This window comes from Collinsella aerofaciens, from assembly GCF_028209885.1.
GTDB lineage: Bacteria > Actinomycetota > Coriobacteriia > Coriobacteriales > Coriobacteriaceae > Collinsella > Collinsella aerofaciens_BA.
In genome coordinates this window covers 1-16,098 of record NZ_JAQLEM010000022.1, presented here as the reverse complement: position 1 = coordinate 16,098, position 16,098 = coordinate 1, and the positions used below count along the sequence as shown (strand labels likewise).

Genomic DNA, 16,098 nt, shown 5'->3' with positions numbered 1-16,098 from the left:
TGGTGCCCGAAAGGGCGATTTTAGTCCGTATTTCACCGCAACTTATGAGGGGATGGTTAAAGGGCGCTGAGGTTGGGGGTCCAGGCGATGGTGGGAGTCGCGCCGTCGAGAACCTCGTTGATGGTGGCGGCCATACCGGCGAGGAGGCTGTTCTCGCTTACGGTGAGCGCATCGTAGCCGCCGGCTCGCATGAGCTCGCGAATCACCACGGCACCTGCCAAGATCACGCCCGCACGCTTGGGCTGTACGCCCGGCAACGCGGCGATACCCTCAACATCCAGCGCGGACATGCGCTCGATAGCGGCCGAAACCTGCTCCAGCGAAAGCTCGCGCAGGTGCACAAAGCTCGAATCATACGGCTCCAGCTCGTGAACGAGCGCCACGAGCGTGGTGACGGTGCCGCCCACCGCAACGAGGCGCTCGGCGCGCTCAAAGTCGACAGGCAGACTCTCAAAGTAGCCCGCAAACTGCCCGTTTGCCCAGCCAGCAGCAGCCGCAAGCTCACAGTCCGCCGGCGGCAACGCCGAGAAAAACCGCTCGGTCACGCGGCGGCAACCGATGTCCAGCGAGCGCGTTCCCTCCAGCGCAAAGACGCCGCGCTCCGGCGCATAGACGCCCGTCGCGAGCTCCGTGGAACCGCCGCCCGAATCGGCAACAATGATGCGCTCACCAGCAAAGTCGTGCGCCACGCCAAAAAACGTCAGGCGCGCCTCGACCTCGCCCGGAATCACCTGTGGCTCAAGCCCCAGATCGCGCAGGCCGTCCAACAGCAGCGCGGCATTGGACGCATCGCGCGCGGCGCTCGTGCACGTGGTGCAGACGCACGCGGCCCCAAAGGCACGGGCCTCGTCCACAAACATTCGGCACGCAGCGAGCACGCGCCCAACGGCCGCCTCGCAAAAGTGCCCCGTCGCGTCCACGCCCTCGCCCAAGTCGGTAATCTCGGTATGCTTGGACGATTCCACGATCGCCCCGCCCTCGACCTGGGCCAGCACCAGCCGCGACGACACCGTTCCCAGGTCAATCGCCGCCACCTTATATCGTTTGCAATCCGCCATTGCGGACTCCCCTCCAGGCGCTACTCACCTATTTGCCGTTGGACACAACCGTCTGGCCCTCGACGCCGTTAAATCCAAACAGCATATCGAGCGTCTGGATGTACCACGGTGCGTCCTTGCCGACCTCTTCGATCTCTTTGGCCACTTCGCTGGCATTCTTGGCGTTTGAGGACTTTTTGCTCGACGACGAATCCGAATCGCCGTCCAGGCCCTGCACTTCAATCCTCTTTTCGCCGGGCATCACCAAGCCCAGGTCCTTGGATGCCGCATCCTTGATACCCTCCTCCGAGAGCAGCTTGTCGACGCTTTTTTGCAGCTCGTCGTTATATTGCTCGCGAATCTCGACCTGCTTGGCCAAGATGTCGCTCGAACGCTTTGCCACATACAGGTCGCGCACGGGGAAATACAGGCTCACGAGCACCAGGGCAACGACGATGCCGATGAATAGCCCTCGCTGAGGACCGTGGGTAAAGTCGTAGATCGCCTTGACTACCGCGTTGTCGTTGGCGTAGTGCATAAAGTCCGAGCCCGAAAAACGGTTCGAGGGCCTGCTCGACCTATCGTGCGTTTGAGCCGACGAGCGCTGAGCATGCGTCGGGCGCGCCGAACGTGGCGGGCGCTCCGGCGGCATATTCATTTGAGCACGGGGGTGTGAGGCACTTGCCGGACGCTGTGCGCGGCAATCGACGCCGGCGTAGTCGGACCCGCCAAGCTGCACGGTAGGTGCGCGGCGGGGCGACGACTCGCGCGAACCGGCGGAATAATACCTGTTGTCGTAAATCTGATCCATGTGCGCCTTGTGCGGTTGAGGTTTGTTTGCGCTAAGTCCTTTAGTTATAGCACGAGCGCCCGCACCGCCTTCGCCAGCCTTTGCTCGACATAAAAAAGGCGCTGAGCCGTATGCCCCAGCGCCCAATGGTGCTCAACAGTGCCTGGCGGAAGCGAGACGAATCCGAGTCAACCCCGCCCCCCGCGAGCGCCACTTGTTTAGCGAATGTTGTAGAACGCGGCCTTGCCGGCGTAGCGCGCACTGCCCTCGAGCTCGTCCTCGATGCGGATGAGCTGGTTGTACTTGGCGATACGGTCGCTGCGGCACGGGGCGCCCGACTTGATCTGGCCGGCGTTGACGCCCACGACCAGGTCGGCGATCGTGGAGTCCTCGGTCTCGCCGGAGCGGTGGCTCACGATGCAGGCGTAACCGGCCTCCTTGGCGGTCTCGATGGCCTCGAGCGACTCGGTGAGCGTACCGATCTGGTTGACCTTGACCAGGATCGCGTTGGCGGCACCCAGCTCGATGCCCTTCTTGAGGCGCTCGGTGTTGGTGACGAACAGGTCGTCGCCCACCAGCTGCACCTTGTTGCCAATGCGACGGGTGAGCTCGACCCAGCCGTCCCAGTCCTCCTCGGCCATGCCGTCCTCGATGGAGATGATGGGATAGGTGTCGACGAGCTTCTCCCAGTAATCGACCATCTGGGCGCTCGTATACTCAACGCCCTCGCCCTTGAGCTCGTACATGCCGGTCTCGGCGTTGTAGAACTCGGTCGAGGCCGGGTCCATGGCGTACATGAAGTCGACGCCGGGCTTAAAGCCGGCCTTCTCCACGGCCTTGGTGATGTACTCGAACGGCTCGGCATTGGTCTTAAGGTTGGGGGCAAAGCCGCCCTCGTCGCCCACGCCGCCGCCCAGGCCGGCCTCGTGCAGCACGCCCTTGAGGGTGTGGTATACCTCGGCGCACCAACGCAGGCCCTCGGCAAAACTCGGGGCGCCCACCGGCATGATCATGAACTCCTGGAAGTCAACGTTATTGTCGGCATGCACGCCGCCGTTGAGGATGTTCATCATGGGCGTGGGCAGCAGATGGGCGTTGACGCCGCCCAGGTACTGGTACAGCGACAGGCCCGCCGACTCGGCAGCGGCGCGGGCGACGGCCAGCGACACGCCCAGGATGGCGTTGGCACCGAGCTTGGTCTTGTTGGGGGTACCGTCCGCGGCAATCAGCGCGGCATCGACGGCGCGCTGGTCGAAGGCGTCGAGACCCACGACGGCGTTAGCGCACTCGTTGTTGACGTGCTCGACGGCCTGCGAAACGCCCTTGCCCAGGTAGCGGCCCTTGTCGCCATCGCGCAGCTCGCAGGCCTCAAAGGCGCCGGTCGAAGCACCCGAAGGCACCATTGCGCGGCCAAAGCTGCCGTCCTCGAGCACGACCTCGACCTCGACGGTGGGATTGCCGCGGCTGTCGAGCACCTCGCGACCGTAGACGTCCAAAATATCGCTCATGTTGTCTCCCTCTCACTTGGAAACGTAGTGGATGCAAGCGACCGGCTGACCGTGCACCATCGGTGCACCTCCGTAAGTTAGCCATGTCGCACTTTTTGCATTATGCCCTAAGTTAGCCGAGGGATACACTTGATTTTCGAAAAATTTAGCGGGAACGATGAGGCGTGTCAGCCCGTCGTTCCCGCAGTCTTACTCCTCTGCCTTGGCGGCATCCCACAGGTCGTTGAGGCCGTGGGTCGAAAGCTCAGCCAGATCCACATGGGCGTCGGCCGCCATCTGCTCCATCGCAGCCCAGCGATGGCGGAACTTTGCCGTACTGGCGCGCAGGGCGCTCTCGGCGTCGATACCCTCTTTGCGTGCCACGTTGACTAGGGCAAAGAGCAGGTCGCCAAACTCCATCTCGCGCTCGGGCGTTCCGGGAGCCTCGGCCTCAAACTCGGCACGCTCCTCGGCAACCTCGTCCCACACATCCTGGACCGTCTCCCACTCAAAGCCCACGGCCGCCGCCTTGCGCGAGACCTTTTGCGCTTGCATCAGCGCCGGCAGGTGCGTGGGCACGCCGTCGAGCAGCCCCTCGGGCGCGGCCTCGCCTGCCGCCACGGCCTTGTCCTTGGCGGCCTTCTCGGCAAGCTTGACCTCGTCCCAAATCTTGAGCACCTCGTCAGAGCTGTCGGCATCCGCATCGCCAAACACGTGCGGATGACGGCGAATGAGCTTGGCGTCGATATCGTGCGCCACGTCGGCCAGCGTAAACTCGCCGGCGTCCGCCGCGATCTGCGCATGCAACACTACCTGCATGAGCACGTCGCCCAGCTCCTCGCGCAGGTGCGCCGCGTCGTCGGCCTCGATGCAGTCGAGCGCCTCGTAGGCCTCCTCGATCATGTTCTTGCCAATGCTGCGGTGCGTCTGCTCGCGGTCCCACGGGCAGCCGTCGGGCTGACGCAGACGCCAGATGGTCTGCACCAGATGCTGCAGCTCGGCCGACGCGTCTATCAGCGTGGACAGATCGCGCGAGCCCTCGGCATTTTGCTGAGCCATATGCTGCGCCATGGTTATTCCTCCTCCAGGATCACGTGGCGGAACGCACCGCCCTCGTAGATGCCGTAGCTGTGCGTGCCGTCCTTGGGAATGCTCACACTGCCGGGGTTGAAGAGCCACAGGCCCGGGTGCGCGGCACTTTCCTCGTTGACCTTGATGTGCGTATGACCGTAGACGAGCGCGGAGCCCTCGGGCAGCGCGGGCGCGTGGTCGACGCTGTTGTGCATGCCGGCGCCAAAGACATGGCCGTGCGTCAGGAACAACTCGCGGCCGGTCTCGTCAAACAGGGTAGCGTAGTCGGCCATGACGGGAAAGTCGAGGACCATCTGGTCGACCTCGGCGTCGCAGTTGCCGCGCACCGCGATGATGCGGTCGGCCAGGGCGTTGAGCAGCGGGATCACGCGCTTGGGGGCGTAATCGCGCGGCAGGTCGTTGCGCGGACCGTGGTAGAGCAGGTCGCCCAGCAGCACGATGCAGTCGGGCTGCTGGGATTCGATGGCGGCGACCAGGCGCTCGGCCCAGTATGCCGAGCCGTGGATGTCGGAGGCGATGAGGTATTTCATGGGGGATCCTTTCGGGATGGGGTTAATGCGGCTGGGCACGGGATGTCGCCGGCCGCGCTATTCAAATCGCAGTGCCGCGCTCTGGGCCGCCTGCATCACGCGCTGGAGCGGCACGTCGTGCTCGCGGGCAAGGCGAGCGCAGCCCTCGTACTCGGGCGCCGCGCGCTCGCTGCCGTCGGGCAGGGTGGCCACTTTAACGGACACCTCGCCCCATGGCGTCGTTGCGCGCTCAAAGCGGCGTGGTAGGCAAACGCGCTCCATAACCTGGCGACGGATGCCGTTGGTCGTGGTTTCCAAGAAGATGATCGTCTGCAGGCGCTCGATATCCTCGTAGGTGCAGATTACCTGCAGCTGCCAGCCGGGGCGGCCTTTCTTACAATAGAGGGGCAGCCAGTGCACCTCGCGCGCACCCGCCTCGCGCAGGCGGTCGGCGGCGTAGGCGAGTACCTCAGGCGACGCGTCGTCGATGTCGCATTCCAGCTTGACGATGGTTTCGGGCGCATCGGTCTCGCGGGACAGCGGAGATGTACTTTCACGTTGCATACGGTCCGGTTCCTTTCCGCGCGGGCTCGTTTTGTTCACTCAAACGCTAGCACATCGCGGGCGGCGTGGGGGCGGCGTCATGGGATGGGCGGGACTTTTGCCCGTCGCGGACGTCGGCATGCGCCGGGATCGTCCTCGCCCCTATCCAAACGTGTACGTCAGCCTCCAAACATGTCATTATTTGTCGGTTTTGGAGGCTGACGTACACGTTTTGAGAGCAAGCGAGGCCGCACCACGCGCCGCGCAACCTTTCCAATCGATTTCGATCCCCGGCGTGCCCGGCGTGTTGAGAGCCGCGCCATTACAATGAAGCGGATTCGCTTGACGCAAAGGAGCCGCTATGCCCATGTGCCCGCTGGTCGATTGCCATACCCACACCTCGTTTTCGGACGGGCATGCCTCGTTTGAGGACAACGTCCGTGCCGCTGCTGCGGCCGGCTGCCGCGTCATGGTCTCGACCGACCATCTCACCCTGCCCGCCAGCATGGATGCTAACTGCGAGGTGCAGGTTACTGAGGGCGACCTCCCGGCGCATCGTCTGGCTTTTGAGGACGCTCGCGATCTTGCCGCTCAGATTGCGCCAGAACTCACCCTTATCTACGGTTTCGAATGCGATTGGTACGAGGGCTGCGAGCCTTTGGTTGAGCGCTGGTCCCAGGGCGCCGTCGTGCGCCTGGGCAGTGTGCACTGGATTGGCAACCCAGGCGATATCATGGCCGGTGCCGCGGGTACGGCGGGAACGGAGGACGTCGCTCGTCCCGATACGCCCGATTCGCGCTGCGGCTGGATCGACGATGACACCAACCTGCACGTTTGGGAAAACCTGGGGGTACGCGGCGTGTGGGAGCGCTATGTCGATGACTGGTGCCGCGCCTGCGAGAGCCCGCTCAACTTTGATGTGATGGCTCACCCCGACCTGGTCATGCGCTTTTCGAAGGAAGGCTTTGCGCCCGATTTTGACCCCGCACCGTTTTGGCAGCAGATGGCAGAGTGCGCGCACGATACGGGCCGCCGCGTTGAGGTCTCGACGGCCGCGCCGCGCAAGGGCTTGGGCGACTACTACCCCGCAACCGGTCTTTTGCGCTGCTTTGCCCATGCCGAAGTGCCGATCACCTTTGGCTCGGACGCGCACCGCGCCTGCGATATCTGCTGGAACATCCGCGAGGCCCAGGCGCACGCCTACGACTGCGGTTATCGAACCTTCGACATCCCCCACGCCACCGGCGAATGGGAATCCACGCCCCTCGCCTAACTGGTCGTTTAAGAACGTCCCCAATGACTAGTGGCGGCGAGCGTTGAGTTCGCCGGCCAGCTCGTCGAGGGTGATGCCGTAGCGCTCGAGCGTCACGAGCAGGTGGTAGACCAGGTCGCCGGCCTCGTAGCGGATGTGATCGTGATCGTTATCCTTGCAGGCCATGATCACCTCGCTTGCCTCCTCGGCAAGCTTCTTGAGCAGCTCGTCCTCGACATCGGTCAGCAGACGCGCGGTATAGCTCTCCTGCGGCGATGCATCATGACGACCGTGAATCACCTCGGCCAGACCTGTCAGCGTCTCTCCGATATTTCCATCCTGAACGTTTGCGGTGCGCACACCCATAGTTCAATCCTTTCTGGTGGCCGAGCGTCTAATCGAGCGCCCGCCCTACGCGAGTTTCTTAAAGAAGCAGGTACGGTTGCCGGTGTGGCAGGCCGGACCCGGCGAGTCGACCTTGACCAGCAGCGTATCGCTATCGCAGTCGGCCCAGAGCTCCTTGACCTCCTGCATGTTGCCGCTTGTCGCGCCCTTGTTCCAGAGCTCCTGGCGGCTGCGGCTCCAAAACCACGTGGTCCCGGTCTTGAGCGTCAGCCCCACCGATTTCTCATTCATCCAAGCAACCATAAGCACCTCGCCGGTGTCATACTGCTGGACCACACAAGGGATCAATCCTTTGGCGTCGTATTTAAGATCCGCTGGAGTAGTAATTTCTCTCATTTCAATTCCCCAATTTAAACATCGCAGGTCGACGAGGGTTGTCCAGGTGCCCGAGGTTCCGAGCGACAAGCCCGACGACGCGTACTTAAGTACGCAAGGAGGGTTGGAGCCGGAAGGTCGGGTGCCTGGGCAAGCCGCAGCATTAGAAGTCCAACCTCACAGGAATACCCTGCGATGCCATATACTCCTTCACCTGGCGAATGCTGAAGGTCCCAAAGTGAAAGACGCTCGCCGCCAGTACGGCGTCAGCTTCGCCCTCAATCACGCCCTCGGCAAAATGCTCGAGCGTGCCCACGCCGCCGCTTGCGATCACCGGAATCGGCACCGCGCGCGCCACGGCGCGGGTGAGCGCCAGGTCAAATCCGGCCTTGGTGCCGTCGCGGTCCATACTGGTCAGCAAGATCTCGCCGGCGCCGCGACGAGCCGCTTCCTCGGCCCACGCCACCGCGTCGATGCCCGTGGCGTTGCGGCCTCCTGCGGTAAAGACCTCCCACTTGTCGGCACCGGATGCGCCAGGCAAGCCGACGTGCTTGGCATCGATCGCCACGACCACGGCCTGGCTGCCAAAAGCCGCGGCAGCCTGGCTAATCAGCGACGGGTCGCGCACGGCGGCAGAGTTGAGCGACACCTTGTCAGCACCGGCTGCAACCATGGTGCGCATGCCCGCCAGGTCGCGAAAGCCGCCGCCCACGGTATAGGGAATAGCGAGCTCCTCGGCCGCATGCGCCGCCATCTCGATGGTCGTCGCGCGGTTGTCGCTCGTGGCGGTAATGTCCAGGAAGACGACCTCGTCCGCACCCTCGCGGTCGTAGGCGCGGGCCAGCTCCACCGGGTCGCCCGCATCGCGCAGGCTCACAAAGTTGACGCCCTTGACCACGCGGCCGTCCTTGACGTCTAGGCAGGGAATTACGCGTTTGGTAAGCATGGGCTACTCCTCCCCTCGGGCGGCGGCCAGCGCCTGGGCCAGCGTAAAGTTGCCTTCGTAGAGCGCACGGCCGGTAATGGCGCCTTCAATCGCGACCTCGCCCACCGCGGCCAGCGCGCGGATGTCGTCGAGCGTCGAGATACCGCCCGAAGCCACGACGGGAAAGCCCGCGACCTTGGCAACATGGCGATACGCCGCCACATCGATGCCCGTCTGCATGCCATCGCGCGCGATGTCGGTATACACCAGATGCTTAAAGCCCAGCTCGGTAAGCTGCGCCACGGCATCGTCGAGCGCCACGCCCGCGCCGTCACGCCAGCCGTTCACCTTGACCTGGCCGTCGCGGGCGGCAATGTCGGCCACCAGCAACTCGCCAAAGCCTTCGGCCGCCACCTCGGCGAAACCCGGCTCGGTCACCAGCACGGTGCCCAGTGCGATGCGGCGTGCGCCGTAGCCTGCCAACTCGTCGATGCGCGCGAGCGAGCGGACGCCGCCGCCCACGTCCACAGACAGACCATCGACGCCGCAGATGGCCTTAATCGCCACCGAATTAGCAGCGCATGTGTCCTCGTCCTCGCCAAAGGCAGCGGACAGGTCGACGACATGCACCCAGCCTGCGCCCTGTTCGGCAAACGAGCGGGCGACGGCCACAGGGTCGTCGGAATATACCTTGCAGCGGCTGCGGTCGCCGCGCTCCAGGCGCACGACCTTGCCGCCGATCAGATCGATTGCGGGAAACAGGATCATCGGCCGGCCTCCTCGACGATGTTGACGAAGTTCTTAAGGATGCGCTGACCCAGCGCGGAGGATTTCTCGGGATGGAACTGGCAGCCCCACACGTTGCCGTGACGCACGATGCACGGGAAGCTCCGCGTATAGTGCGTGCGTGCCAGCACATCGGCGGTATCGGCGTCGTCGGCCACCGCGTAGCTGTGGGTGAAATACATGTTGGCACCCTCGGCAAAACCGGCGAGCAGCGGGTCGGCCGCACCGGCGGGCGTCATGTGCACCTGGTCCCAGCCCACGTGCGGCACCTTCAGGCGGCTCGACTCCAGGCGCGTGCACGAACCGCGCATAATACCCAGGCCATCGACCCAAGGACCGCCAGCCTGCTCGGAGGCGTTGCCGTCGGCGACCGCGCCCTCGTCCGCAGGCACGCCCTCGTTGCCGCGCTCAAAAAATAGCTGAAGGCCCAGGCAAATGCCGAGCAGCGGAGTTCCGGTGGCGACAGCATCGAGCACCGCGTCCGCCTCGCCACTCTGGCGCATAAAGGCGATCGCGTCATAGAACGCGCCCACGCCCGGAATGACCAGGCCGTCGACGCGGCGGATCTGCTCCGGATCGTCCGATGTGCAGGCGGCGGCACCGGCGCGCGCAAGCCCGCGCACGACGCTCGACAAGTTGCCCTTGTGGTAGTCAACTACCACGATCTTCGGTTCGCCCACGCGACCCTCCTTTTCCCCATTCAAAACCTGTCCCTTTTTTGGCAGGTTACAGCGATCCCTTGGTGCTGGGGATGCCCTGCACGCGGGGATCGAGCTCGCAGGCGTGGCGCATCGTGCGGCCCACGGCCTTAAAGGCGGCCTCGATAATGTGATGCGAGTTGCTGCCCGCCAGCTCGCGCACGTGCAGCGTGAGCTTGGCGTCACGCGCAAAGGCGTAGAAGAACTCGACGGCCAGCTCGGTATCGAAGCTGCCCACGCGCTCGGTCGGCACGGGCAGCTCGCAGTAGGCCTGCCCGCGGCCCGAAATATCAACAGCAGCCATCACGAGCGTCTCGTCCATGGCGATCGCCGCGTCGGCAAAGCGCGTAATGCCCGCCTTGTCGCCCAGCGCCTGGCAAAACGCCTCGCCCAGCACAATACCCGTGTCCTCGACGGTGTGGTGCGCATCGACCTCCACGTCGCCCACCGCGTGCACCGTCAGATCGAACAGACCATGGCGGCCAAAAGCGTTGAGCATGTGGTCGAAAAACGGCACGCCGGTCGAGATATCGCACACGCCAGATCCGTCCAAGTCGAGCTTTACGACAATGTCGGTCTCGCCCGTCTTGCGGGTTACCTCAGCATAGCGGTCCATCTACATCTCCTCCTTCACCAGCGTGGCAAACGCGGCCAGCACCTCGTCGTTTTCCTGCGGGGTACCCACGGTAATACGTAGGCAGTCCGCGAGCCCCGGCGCATAGCTAAAGTCGCGCACCAAAATCGAATACTCGTCGCGCAGACGCTCGCGCACGTGCGTGGCATGCGGCGTGCGCACGAGCACAAAGTTCGCCACACTCGCCCACGCCTCCACGGTCAGACCCTCGGCAGCCATTGCGCGCAGGGCGCACAGCTCGCGCTCGCGCTCGGATGCAACCTGTGCCACCACGGGCGCGTACGCATCGCGGGCACGCACGCAGGCAAGCGCGGCGGCCTGGCTCAGCACGTTAACCGAGTAGATCTGGCGAATCGCCGCAAACACATCGATGACCTCGGGCGCCGCGATCACATAGCCCAGACGCGTGCCGGCGGCGCCGAACGCCTTGGACAGCGTATGCAGAATCGCCAGGTTGGGATGCTCGGCGATAAGCCCCTGCGCCGTGGTGGCCGCGCCAAACGAATCGTCGGCAAACTCCACGTAGGCCTCGTCGACCATCACCATGCCGGGGCAGGCATCGCACAGAGCCGCAACAAAGTCGAGCGGCGCCACGTCACCCGTGGGATTGTTGGGCGAGGTCACGATCGCCAGATTGCACTCGGGAGCCGCCGCAAGCACCGCCGCCTGGTCGAGCTCAAAGGTCGCCGGGTCGCGCCACACGTCGCGCACCTCGGTCTGGCACAGCGACGCAAAGAACGCATACTCGCTAAAGCACGGCGGGCAGTTGAGCAGGGTCCGTCCCGCGCCGCCAAACGCCAGCAAGTAGTTATAGAGCAGCTCGTCGCCGCCGTTTCCCACGCAAATATTCTCACGTGCCACGCCATGCCAAGCGACAAGCTCGTCGCGCAGGTCGTTGGACATGGGATCGGGATAGCGGTTGAGCGGTGTGGCAGCCAAGGCCGCGTCGATCGCCTCGCGCACGCCGGCCGGCACGGGATAGGTGTTCTCGTTGGCCGAAAGGTTGATGCGCGTGGGCGTAAAGTTGGGGTCATAGGGCTCGATGCCGGCCAAGTAGGGCTGGACGAGCTCCTTCATGCGAGGCGTCAGCTCGGCCATGTTAGGCCTCCTCGCCGGTCGCGCCGGCGCCATCCGAGCCTGCAGCCGCCAGGTCCACACCCTCGGCGACCGTCGCCACAGCGTCGCCCGGCCAGGCGACCTTGGTCAGGTCGGCCGCAGCCAGCGACTCGGCACTCACGGCATCCTCACCCTGCTCCAGCACGCGACGACGCAGGGCAGCAGAGAGCGCGTGCGCCCACAGGCCCTCGGCCTCGGCCAGACGCTGTGTGGCGGGAGCGTCGGAGAGCAGGCCCTCGGGCGTATAGCAAATGACACTCGAGCGCTTAACGAACTCTTCGACCGAAAGCGGATTGGAGAACATGGCCGTGCCGCCGGTCGGCAGCGTGTGGTTGGGGCCGGCAACATAATCGCCAAGCGGTTCGGAGCTCCAAGCGCCCACAAAGATGGCGCCGGCGTTGCGAATGCCGCCGAGCAAGCCCATCGCATCCTTGCAGTGCAGCTCCAAGTGCTCGGGCGCCACGGTGTTCACGGCCTCGATGGCGGCAGCCATATCGGCGGCCACCACGATGGTGCCTTCGTTGTCGAGCGAGGCGCGCGTGATCTCGGCACGCGGCGACTGCGCCACCAGGATGTCGATGCCAGCCTCGACCTCGCGCGCAAACTGCTCGTCGCAAGTCACCAGATAGCAGGCTGCCAGCGGATCGTGCTCGGCCTGGGCCATCAGGTCTGCCGCGACCACCATAGGCTTGGCCGTGGCGTCGGCCAGCACGCAGACCTCGGAGGGACCGGCGACCATATCGATACCCACGTCACCCGAGACGATCTGCTTGGCCGCGGCAACAAAGGCGTTACCCGGTCCGGTGATTTTGTCGACGCGCGGAATGGTCTCGGTACCATACGCAAGTGCGGCCACGGCCTGAGCGCCGCCCACCATATAGATCTCGTCCACGCCGCCGAGCTTTGCCGCGGCGAGCGTATAGGGACTGATCAGGCCGTCTTTTTGCGGCGGGGTCACCATAACCACGCGCTTGACGCCGGCGACCTTGGCGGGGATGGCGTTCATGAGCACGGTGGAGGGATATTGCGCGCGGCCGCCCGGTACATAGATGCCGGCCGCAGCAAGCGGGGTCACCTTAACGCCGAGCATCGTGCCGTCCGGGCGCGTGGTAAACCAGCTCTGCTCGACCTCGCGCTGATGGAACTCGCGAATCTGACGTGCAGCCTTTTCGAGCGCCGCGACAAAAGCGGGATCGAGGCCTTCGAGCGCGGCATCGATCTGCTCTTGCGGCAGACGGAAGCTCTGCAGCTCAACACCATCAAAACGCTGACAGTAATCGCGCACCGCGGCATCGCCGTTAGCACGCACGTTGGCCACGATATCGCGGGCGGCGTCGACGATGTTTTGCGGCAGCACGCCCTTGCGGTTGAGCTGGTTGGTAACGAGGCGCTCCCCGGGAGCAAGCTTGATGGTCTTCATATCGGTATCCCCTATCGGTCGAGGTTTTGTTCGAAAAACGAGAGACCGGGCGGCGGCGTCAGTCGGCCCGCCGCCCGGACGTTGGGGCGCCCGTGCGTGCTCGCGCTATTGTGCCGAGCCCGCAACGGGCTCAAAATGCTTGTCCTTCACGGCTGCCGCCAAGCGATCGGCCAGATTGCGTACGCGCCGATCCAGACGTGCAGCGCCCGGGTTGACAAAGAAGCGGGCCGTGCAGTCCATGATGCGGCCGGTGATGACCAGGTCGTTGTCGCGCAGTGTGGCGCCCGTGGCGGTAATATCCACGATGCGGTCGGTCATGCCAACAATGGGGCCCAGCTCGATATTGCCGTGCAGCGAAACGATATCGGCATTCACGCCGCGCTCGGCATACCAGGCACTCGCGATGCGCGGATACTTGGTGGCCACGCGAAGCGACCCACGACGGGCATAGTTGTGCTCGGCCTGGCCGGCGCGCCACGCGGGCTCTGCCTCGATAAACGTGCACAGGCCGTAGCCCAGATCGACCAGCTGCAGCAGGTTGAGGTCTGCCTCGATAAGCGAATCCCAACCGCAGATGCCGCAATCGGCACCGCCGCAGCCCACAAAGGCGGGCGCATCGCTGGGGCGCACGATGACAAACTCGATATCGCCGACCGTGCCCTCGCCGGCCTGTGTGTCGCGGCCGCGCACGATGAGGTGACGACCGGGGTCGCGCAGCTCAGAGACGTCCAAGCCCGCGGCCTCGAGCACGTCGAGCGTGTCGGCCTTAAGCGAGCCCTTGGGCACGGCAATGCGAAGCGGACCCTCGGTGCCGCGGCCCACGGCATGGTCGCCATCGGAAGCAGCGTCCTCGACCGAGGTGCGCGCAGCCTCCAGGCGCTCGAGCGAAAAGGCGAAGCCCGCCGCCGGCACCTCGATGCCGTCGCCAAATGCGCCGGTAAAGATGGAGTCGTAGCGTCCGCCCGAACCCACCGGATCGGGCAGGCCGCCGGCATAGGCCTTAAAGACCAGGCCCGTGTAGTAATCGAAAGAGTTCATGATAGAGAAGTCGAACGACAGCACCTGGGCGTCCTCGGGTGCCAGGCCCTCAACCAGGGCACGCAGCTCGCGCGTCAGCGGCGCGACGATACCGGCAGCCTCCAGCAGCGCGTCCACGCGGTCGAGCACCTCGGCACCGCCGTGCAGACGCGGCAGCTCGCTAATGGCGGCCTTGACGGCATCGGACTCGGTGCTTGCCGCCACACGGGCATCGAGGCCCACAAAGTCGTTGGCGTGCACGCAGCGCAGGGCCTCAGCGGCCAGCTCGCGATCCTCGCACGCCGCGAGCAGTTCCTTAAACGGACGCACGCTACCTGCGATAATGCGCGCATCGGACAGTGCCAGCTTACGCACGGCCTCGGCCACGAGCGAGACGATCTCGACATCGCCCGCGGTATCGCCCGCACCGATAAGCTCAAAGCCCAGCTGCGTAAACTGACGCGAGCCGCCGGCGTTGCGCTGACACTCGCGAACCACCGGCGCCTCATAGCGCAGGCGCAGCGGCAGATCGGCCGCGCGCATGCGGGTCGAAACCAGGCGCACGATCGGTAGCGTATTGTCGGGACGGACCACCAGCAGGCGGCCATCATCGTCAAAGAGCTTAAACGGCGTGTCCGCAATGCGGCCGCCTTCCTCGAGTGAGCCCTTGTCCTCGAGCAGTGGCGTCTCGACCGGAAGGTAATGATGCTCCCTAAAGCAGCCCTTCACCGTACATGCGATCTCCTCGCGCGCCTGAGCCTCCTCGGGCAATATGTCCCGGAATCCCCACGGTGTGGCCGTCATCTGGTGAGCCTCCTCATGCTGCGCTTCATATAGAACGAAAGACCAGCATAGCTCCGCCGGTCTTCTGGGTACTTTAGCATACTAGAGTGTTTGCGGGGAGAATCGTCCTCCTCGGCTCATAGCGTATTCATTTGGAAACATAGGGCAGATTGCCGCAACCCAACCCCACCTAGGCGCCAATCGCGCGTCGGTACTCCGCCATAACCTGAGCGTCGGCCGCCGCAGGATTGGCGAAATAGCGCCAGTCATAGGTCTCGGCCGAAACAACTCCGCGATAGCCGCGCGCCACCAGCCTATCCAGGTCGGCGCGCATATCGCGGTCGCCGTCACCCCAGGCAAGATGCGTCGTGCCGTCTGCCGCAACATCGACAAAATGCACGTGGGCGACATCATCGCCAAGCAGATCGAAATAATCGTCGATGGTATCCCCCGCCACCGCCATAGCGCCCAAATCCAGACATGCCTTAAGCGCCGGATGATCAACTGCCTCGATCATGCGCTTCGTATCGGCCGCCGAGTTCACGATCATCGACTCAACCGGCTGTAGGGCCTCGAGCACCAGTCGCACGCCGCGTTCTCCCGCATGCTCGGCAATCGCACGCAGCATCGAGGCGCTGCGACCCCACGCGTCCTCGATCGGCTCGTTCAAAAATGCCCAGCCGCTCGAGACCATGACCTGCTCGGCTCCAAGTTCCGCCGCGATATCCACAACGTTCTTAAAGTACGCGAGCGTGCGGGCGCGCGCCTCATTCCCACGCGCCGCAATATTCCACGGCTTGGGGTTGTTCTGTTCGGGACAAAGCCCCACAATCCGAACGCCATACCGCTGTGACAGCTCCCGCACCTGCTCGAGCGAATCGTATCCATGGCAATCAACATACAGATGCATCGCCCCGGTCCAAAGCTCGCAACACGTGTAGCCCGAGGCCGCTGCCGAAGAAAAGAATTCCTCAAGGTCAAAATAACGATGGCTGATATTCATGACGGCAAGCAGGGGGTAGCTCATAATTACTCTCCAACCTAAACGAGGCCCCGTTCCATATAGGAGCGGGGCCCAATTACATAAACGTTATTTGCTCTTAGTAGTCGAACTGGTGATAGTAACGACGGTAGTTGAGGTTGTGCTTGGTGACCGTCTCGTAGTAAGCGGCAAGGCGATCGGTAATCAGCGAGGAGAGGATCCACGGAGACACGATGACGCGGAACTCGTCGTCAAGGCCGGGGATCGCGAACTCGGCGGTGTCGATGATGTTGATGTCGGTGTCGCC

At 64.1% G+C, this 16,098-nt stretch carries 17 protein-coding genes and 1 pseudogene; 1 reads left to right on the top strand and 17 read right to left on the bottom strand.

Features of this window, described 5'->3' with window-relative positions; translation table 11 throughout:
- Positions 1-56: 56 nt before the first annotated feature.
- The 6 genes from PMX21_RS06730 to larC2 all read right to left on the bottom strand — a co-directional run bounded on the left by PMX21_RS06730 (position 57) and on the right by larC2 (position 5,479).
- On the bottom strand, positions 57-1,058 hold the full coding sequence (locus tag PMX21_RS06730) for a Ppx/GppA phosphatase family protein (RefSeq protein WP_271748328.1): 1,002 nt from the start codon (positions 1,056-1,058) through the stop codon (positions 57-59).
- Positions 1,059-1,086: 28 nt separating this feature from the next.
- Entirely contained in the window at positions 1,087-1,848 is a 762-nt protein-coding gene (locus PMX21_RS06725; RefSeq protein WP_271748329.1) for a hypothetical protein, read from the bottom strand.
- 197 nt (positions 1,849-2,045) lie between these two features.
- On the bottom strand, positions 2,046-3,335 hold the full coding sequence (gene eno, locus PMX21_RS06720) for a phosphopyruvate hydratase (protein WP_117564903.1): 1,290 nt from the start codon (positions 3,333-3,335) through the stop codon (positions 2,046-2,048).
- Positions 3,336-3,524: 189 nt separating this feature from the next.
- Positions 3,525-4,385, bottom strand: coding sequence for a nucleoside triphosphate pyrophosphohydrolase (mazG, locus tag PMX21_RS06715; protein WP_271748330.1), 861 nt, complete (start codon positions 4,383-4,385; stop codon positions 3,525-3,527).
- A gap of 2 nt (positions 4,386-4,387) precedes the next feature.
- Positions 4,388-4,936: a phosphodiesterase gene (gene yfcE / locus PMX21_RS06710; protein WP_271748331.1), complete on the bottom strand. Its 549-nt coding sequence runs from the start codon at positions 4,934-4,936 to the stop codon at positions 4,388-4,390.
- A gap of 57 nt (positions 4,937-4,993) precedes the next feature.
- Positions 4,994-5,479, bottom strand: coding sequence for a nickel pincer cofactor biosynthesis protein LarC2 (gene larC2 / locus PMX21_RS06705; protein ID WP_271748332.1), 486 nt, complete (start codon positions 5,477-5,479; stop codon positions 4,994-4,996).
- A 340-nt stretch (positions 5,480-5,819) separates the two neighbouring features.
- Between larC2 and PMX21_RS06700 the strand changes: the two genes are divergently transcribed.
- Entirely contained in the window at positions 5,820-6,731 is a 912-nt protein-coding gene (locus tag PMX21_RS06700) for a PHP domain-containing protein (protein WP_271748333.1), read from the top strand.
- Between the two features lie 27 nt (positions 6,732-6,758).
- On the opposite strand, the gene hisE is transcribed toward PMX21_RS06700, so the two are convergent.
- The 11 genes and pseudogenes from hisE to PMX21_RS06645 form a co-directional block, all read right to left on the bottom strand.
- Positions 6,759-7,076: a phosphoribosyl-ATP diphosphatase gene (hisE, locus tag PMX21_RS06695; RefSeq protein WP_271748334.1), complete on the bottom strand. Its 318-nt coding sequence runs from the start codon at positions 7,074-7,076 to the stop codon at positions 6,759-6,761.
- Positions 7,077-7,121: 45 nt separating this feature from the next.
- Positions 7,122-7,451 carry a phosphoribosyl-AMP cyclohydrolase gene (gene hisI / locus PMX21_RS06690; protein WP_271748335.1) on the bottom strand — a complete coding sequence of 110 codons (330 nt, stop codon included), beginning with the start codon at positions 7,449-7,451 and terminating at the stop codon, positions 7,122-7,124.
- A gap of 142 nt (positions 7,452-7,593) precedes the next feature.
- Positions 7,594-8,376 (bottom strand): imidazole glycerol phosphate synthase subunit HisF, encoded by a 783-nt coding sequence (gene hisF / locus PMX21_RS06685; RefSeq protein ID WP_271748336.1) that lies wholly within the window; start codon positions 8,374-8,376, stop codon positions 7,594-7,596.
- 3 nt (positions 8,377-8,379) lie between these two features.
- Positions 8,380-9,123 (bottom strand): 1-(5-phosphoribosyl)-5-[(5-phosphoribosylamino)methylideneamino]imidazole-4-carboxamide isomerase, encoded by a 744-nt coding sequence (locus PMX21_RS06680; RefSeq protein WP_148332623.1) that lies wholly within the window; start codon positions 9,121-9,123, stop codon positions 8,380-8,382.
- Positions 9,120-9,821 (bottom strand): imidazole glycerol phosphate synthase subunit HisH, encoded by a 702-nt coding sequence (locus PMX21_RS06675; RefSeq protein ID WP_271748337.1) that lies wholly within the window; start codon positions 9,819-9,821, stop codon positions 9,120-9,122. Before PMX21_RS06675 ends, PMX21_RS06680 begins: the two co-directional genes overlap by 4 nt.
- A 46-nt stretch (positions 9,822-9,867) precedes the next feature.
- Positions 9,868-10,455, bottom strand: a complete 588-nt coding sequence (hisB, locus tag PMX21_RS06670) for an imidazoleglycerol-phosphate dehydratase HisB (RefSeq protein WP_195544818.1) — start codon at positions 10,453-10,455, stop codon at positions 9,868-9,870.
- Positions 10,456-11,571, bottom strand: coding sequence for a histidinol-phosphate transaminase (gene hisC, locus PMX21_RS06665; RefSeq protein WP_271748338.1), 1,116 nt, complete (start codon positions 11,569-11,571; stop codon positions 10,456-10,458).
- Position 11,572: 1 nt separating this feature from the next.
- A complete protein-coding gene (gene hisD / locus PMX21_RS06660; RefSeq protein WP_271748339.1) occupies positions 11,573-13,009 on the bottom strand; it encodes a histidinol dehydrogenase in 1,437 nt (478 codons plus the stop codon).
- Positions 13,010-13,114: 105 nt separating this feature from the next.
- Positions 13,115-14,830, bottom strand: coding sequence for an ATP phosphoribosyltransferase (hisG, locus tag PMX21_RS06655; RefSeq protein ID WP_271748340.1), 1,716 nt, complete (start codon positions 14,828-14,830; stop codon positions 13,115-13,117).
- A gap of 169 nt (positions 14,831-14,999) precedes the next feature.
- Positions 15,000-15,836 carry a sugar phosphate isomerase/epimerase family protein gene (locus tag PMX21_RS06650; protein WP_271748341.1) on the bottom strand — a complete coding sequence of 279 codons (837 nt, stop codon included), beginning with the start codon at positions 15,834-15,836 and terminating at the stop codon, positions 15,000-15,002.
- A 73-nt stretch (positions 15,837-15,909) separates the two neighbouring features.
- Positions 15,910-16,098, bottom strand: a pseudogene (locus PMX21_RS06645) (SIS domain-containing protein); the annotation flags it as partial.

Bases quoted from the DNA above. Each gene is read 5' to 3' on its own strand.
- hisG (WP_271748340.1), bottom strand. From the start codon at position 14,830: ATGACGGCCACACCGTGGGGATTCCGGGACATATTGCCCGAGGAGGCT.
- hisF (WP_271748336.1), bottom strand. From the start codon at position 8,376: ATGCTTACCAAACGCGTAATTCCCTGCCTAGACGTCAAGGACGGCCGC.
- eno (WP_117564903.1), bottom strand. From the start codon at position 3,335: ATGAGCGATATTTTGGACGTCTACGGTCGCGAGGTGCTCGACAGCCGC.
- PMX21_RS06650 (WP_271748341.1), bottom strand. From the start codon at position 15,836: ATGAGCTACCCCCTGCTTGCCGTCATGAATATCAGCCATCGTTATTTT.
- PMX21_RS06730 (WP_271748328.1), bottom strand. From the start codon at position 1,058: ATGGCGGATTGCAAACGATATAAGGTGGCGGCGATTGACCTGGGAACG.
- larC2 (WP_271748332.1), bottom strand. From the start codon at position 5,479: ATGCAACGTGAAAGTACATCTCCGCTGTCCCGCGAGACCGATGCGCCC.
- PMX21_RS06700 (WP_271748333.1), top strand. From the start codon at position 5,820: ATGCCCATGTGCCCGCTGGTCGATTGCCATACCCACACCTCGTTTTCG.
- hisD (WP_271748339.1), bottom strand. From the start codon at position 13,009: ATGAAGACCATCAAGCTTGCTCCCGGGGAGCGCCTCGTTACCAACCAG.
- hisI (WP_271748335.1), bottom strand. From the start codon at position 7,451: ATGAGAGAAATTACTACTCCAGCGGATCTTAAATACGACGCCAAAGGA.
- yfcE (WP_271748331.1), bottom strand. From the start codon at position 4,936: ATGAAATACCTCATCGCCTCCGACATCCACGGCTCGGCATACTGGGCC.
- hisE (WP_271748334.1), bottom strand. From the start codon at position 7,076: ATGGGTGTGCGCACCGCAAACGTTCAGGATGGAAATATCGGAGAGACG.
- PMX21_RS06680 (WP_148332623.1), bottom strand. From the start codon at position 9,123: ATGATCCTGTTTCCCGCAATCGATCTGATCGGCGGCAAGGTCGTGCGC.
- PMX21_RS06725 (WP_271748329.1), bottom strand. From the start codon at position 1,848: ATGGATCAGATTTACGACAACAGGTATTATTCCGCCGGTTCGCGCGAG.
- hisC (WP_271748338.1), bottom strand. From the start codon at position 11,571: ATGGCCGAGCTGACGCCTCGCATGAAGGAGCTCGTCCAGCCCTACTTG.
- hisB (WP_195544818.1), bottom strand. From the start codon at position 10,455: ATGGACCGCTATGCTGAGGTAACCCGCAAGACGGGCGAGACCGACATT.
- mazG (WP_271748330.1), bottom strand. From the start codon at position 4,385: ATGGCGCAGCATATGGCTCAGCAAAATGCCGAGGGCTCGCGCGATCTG.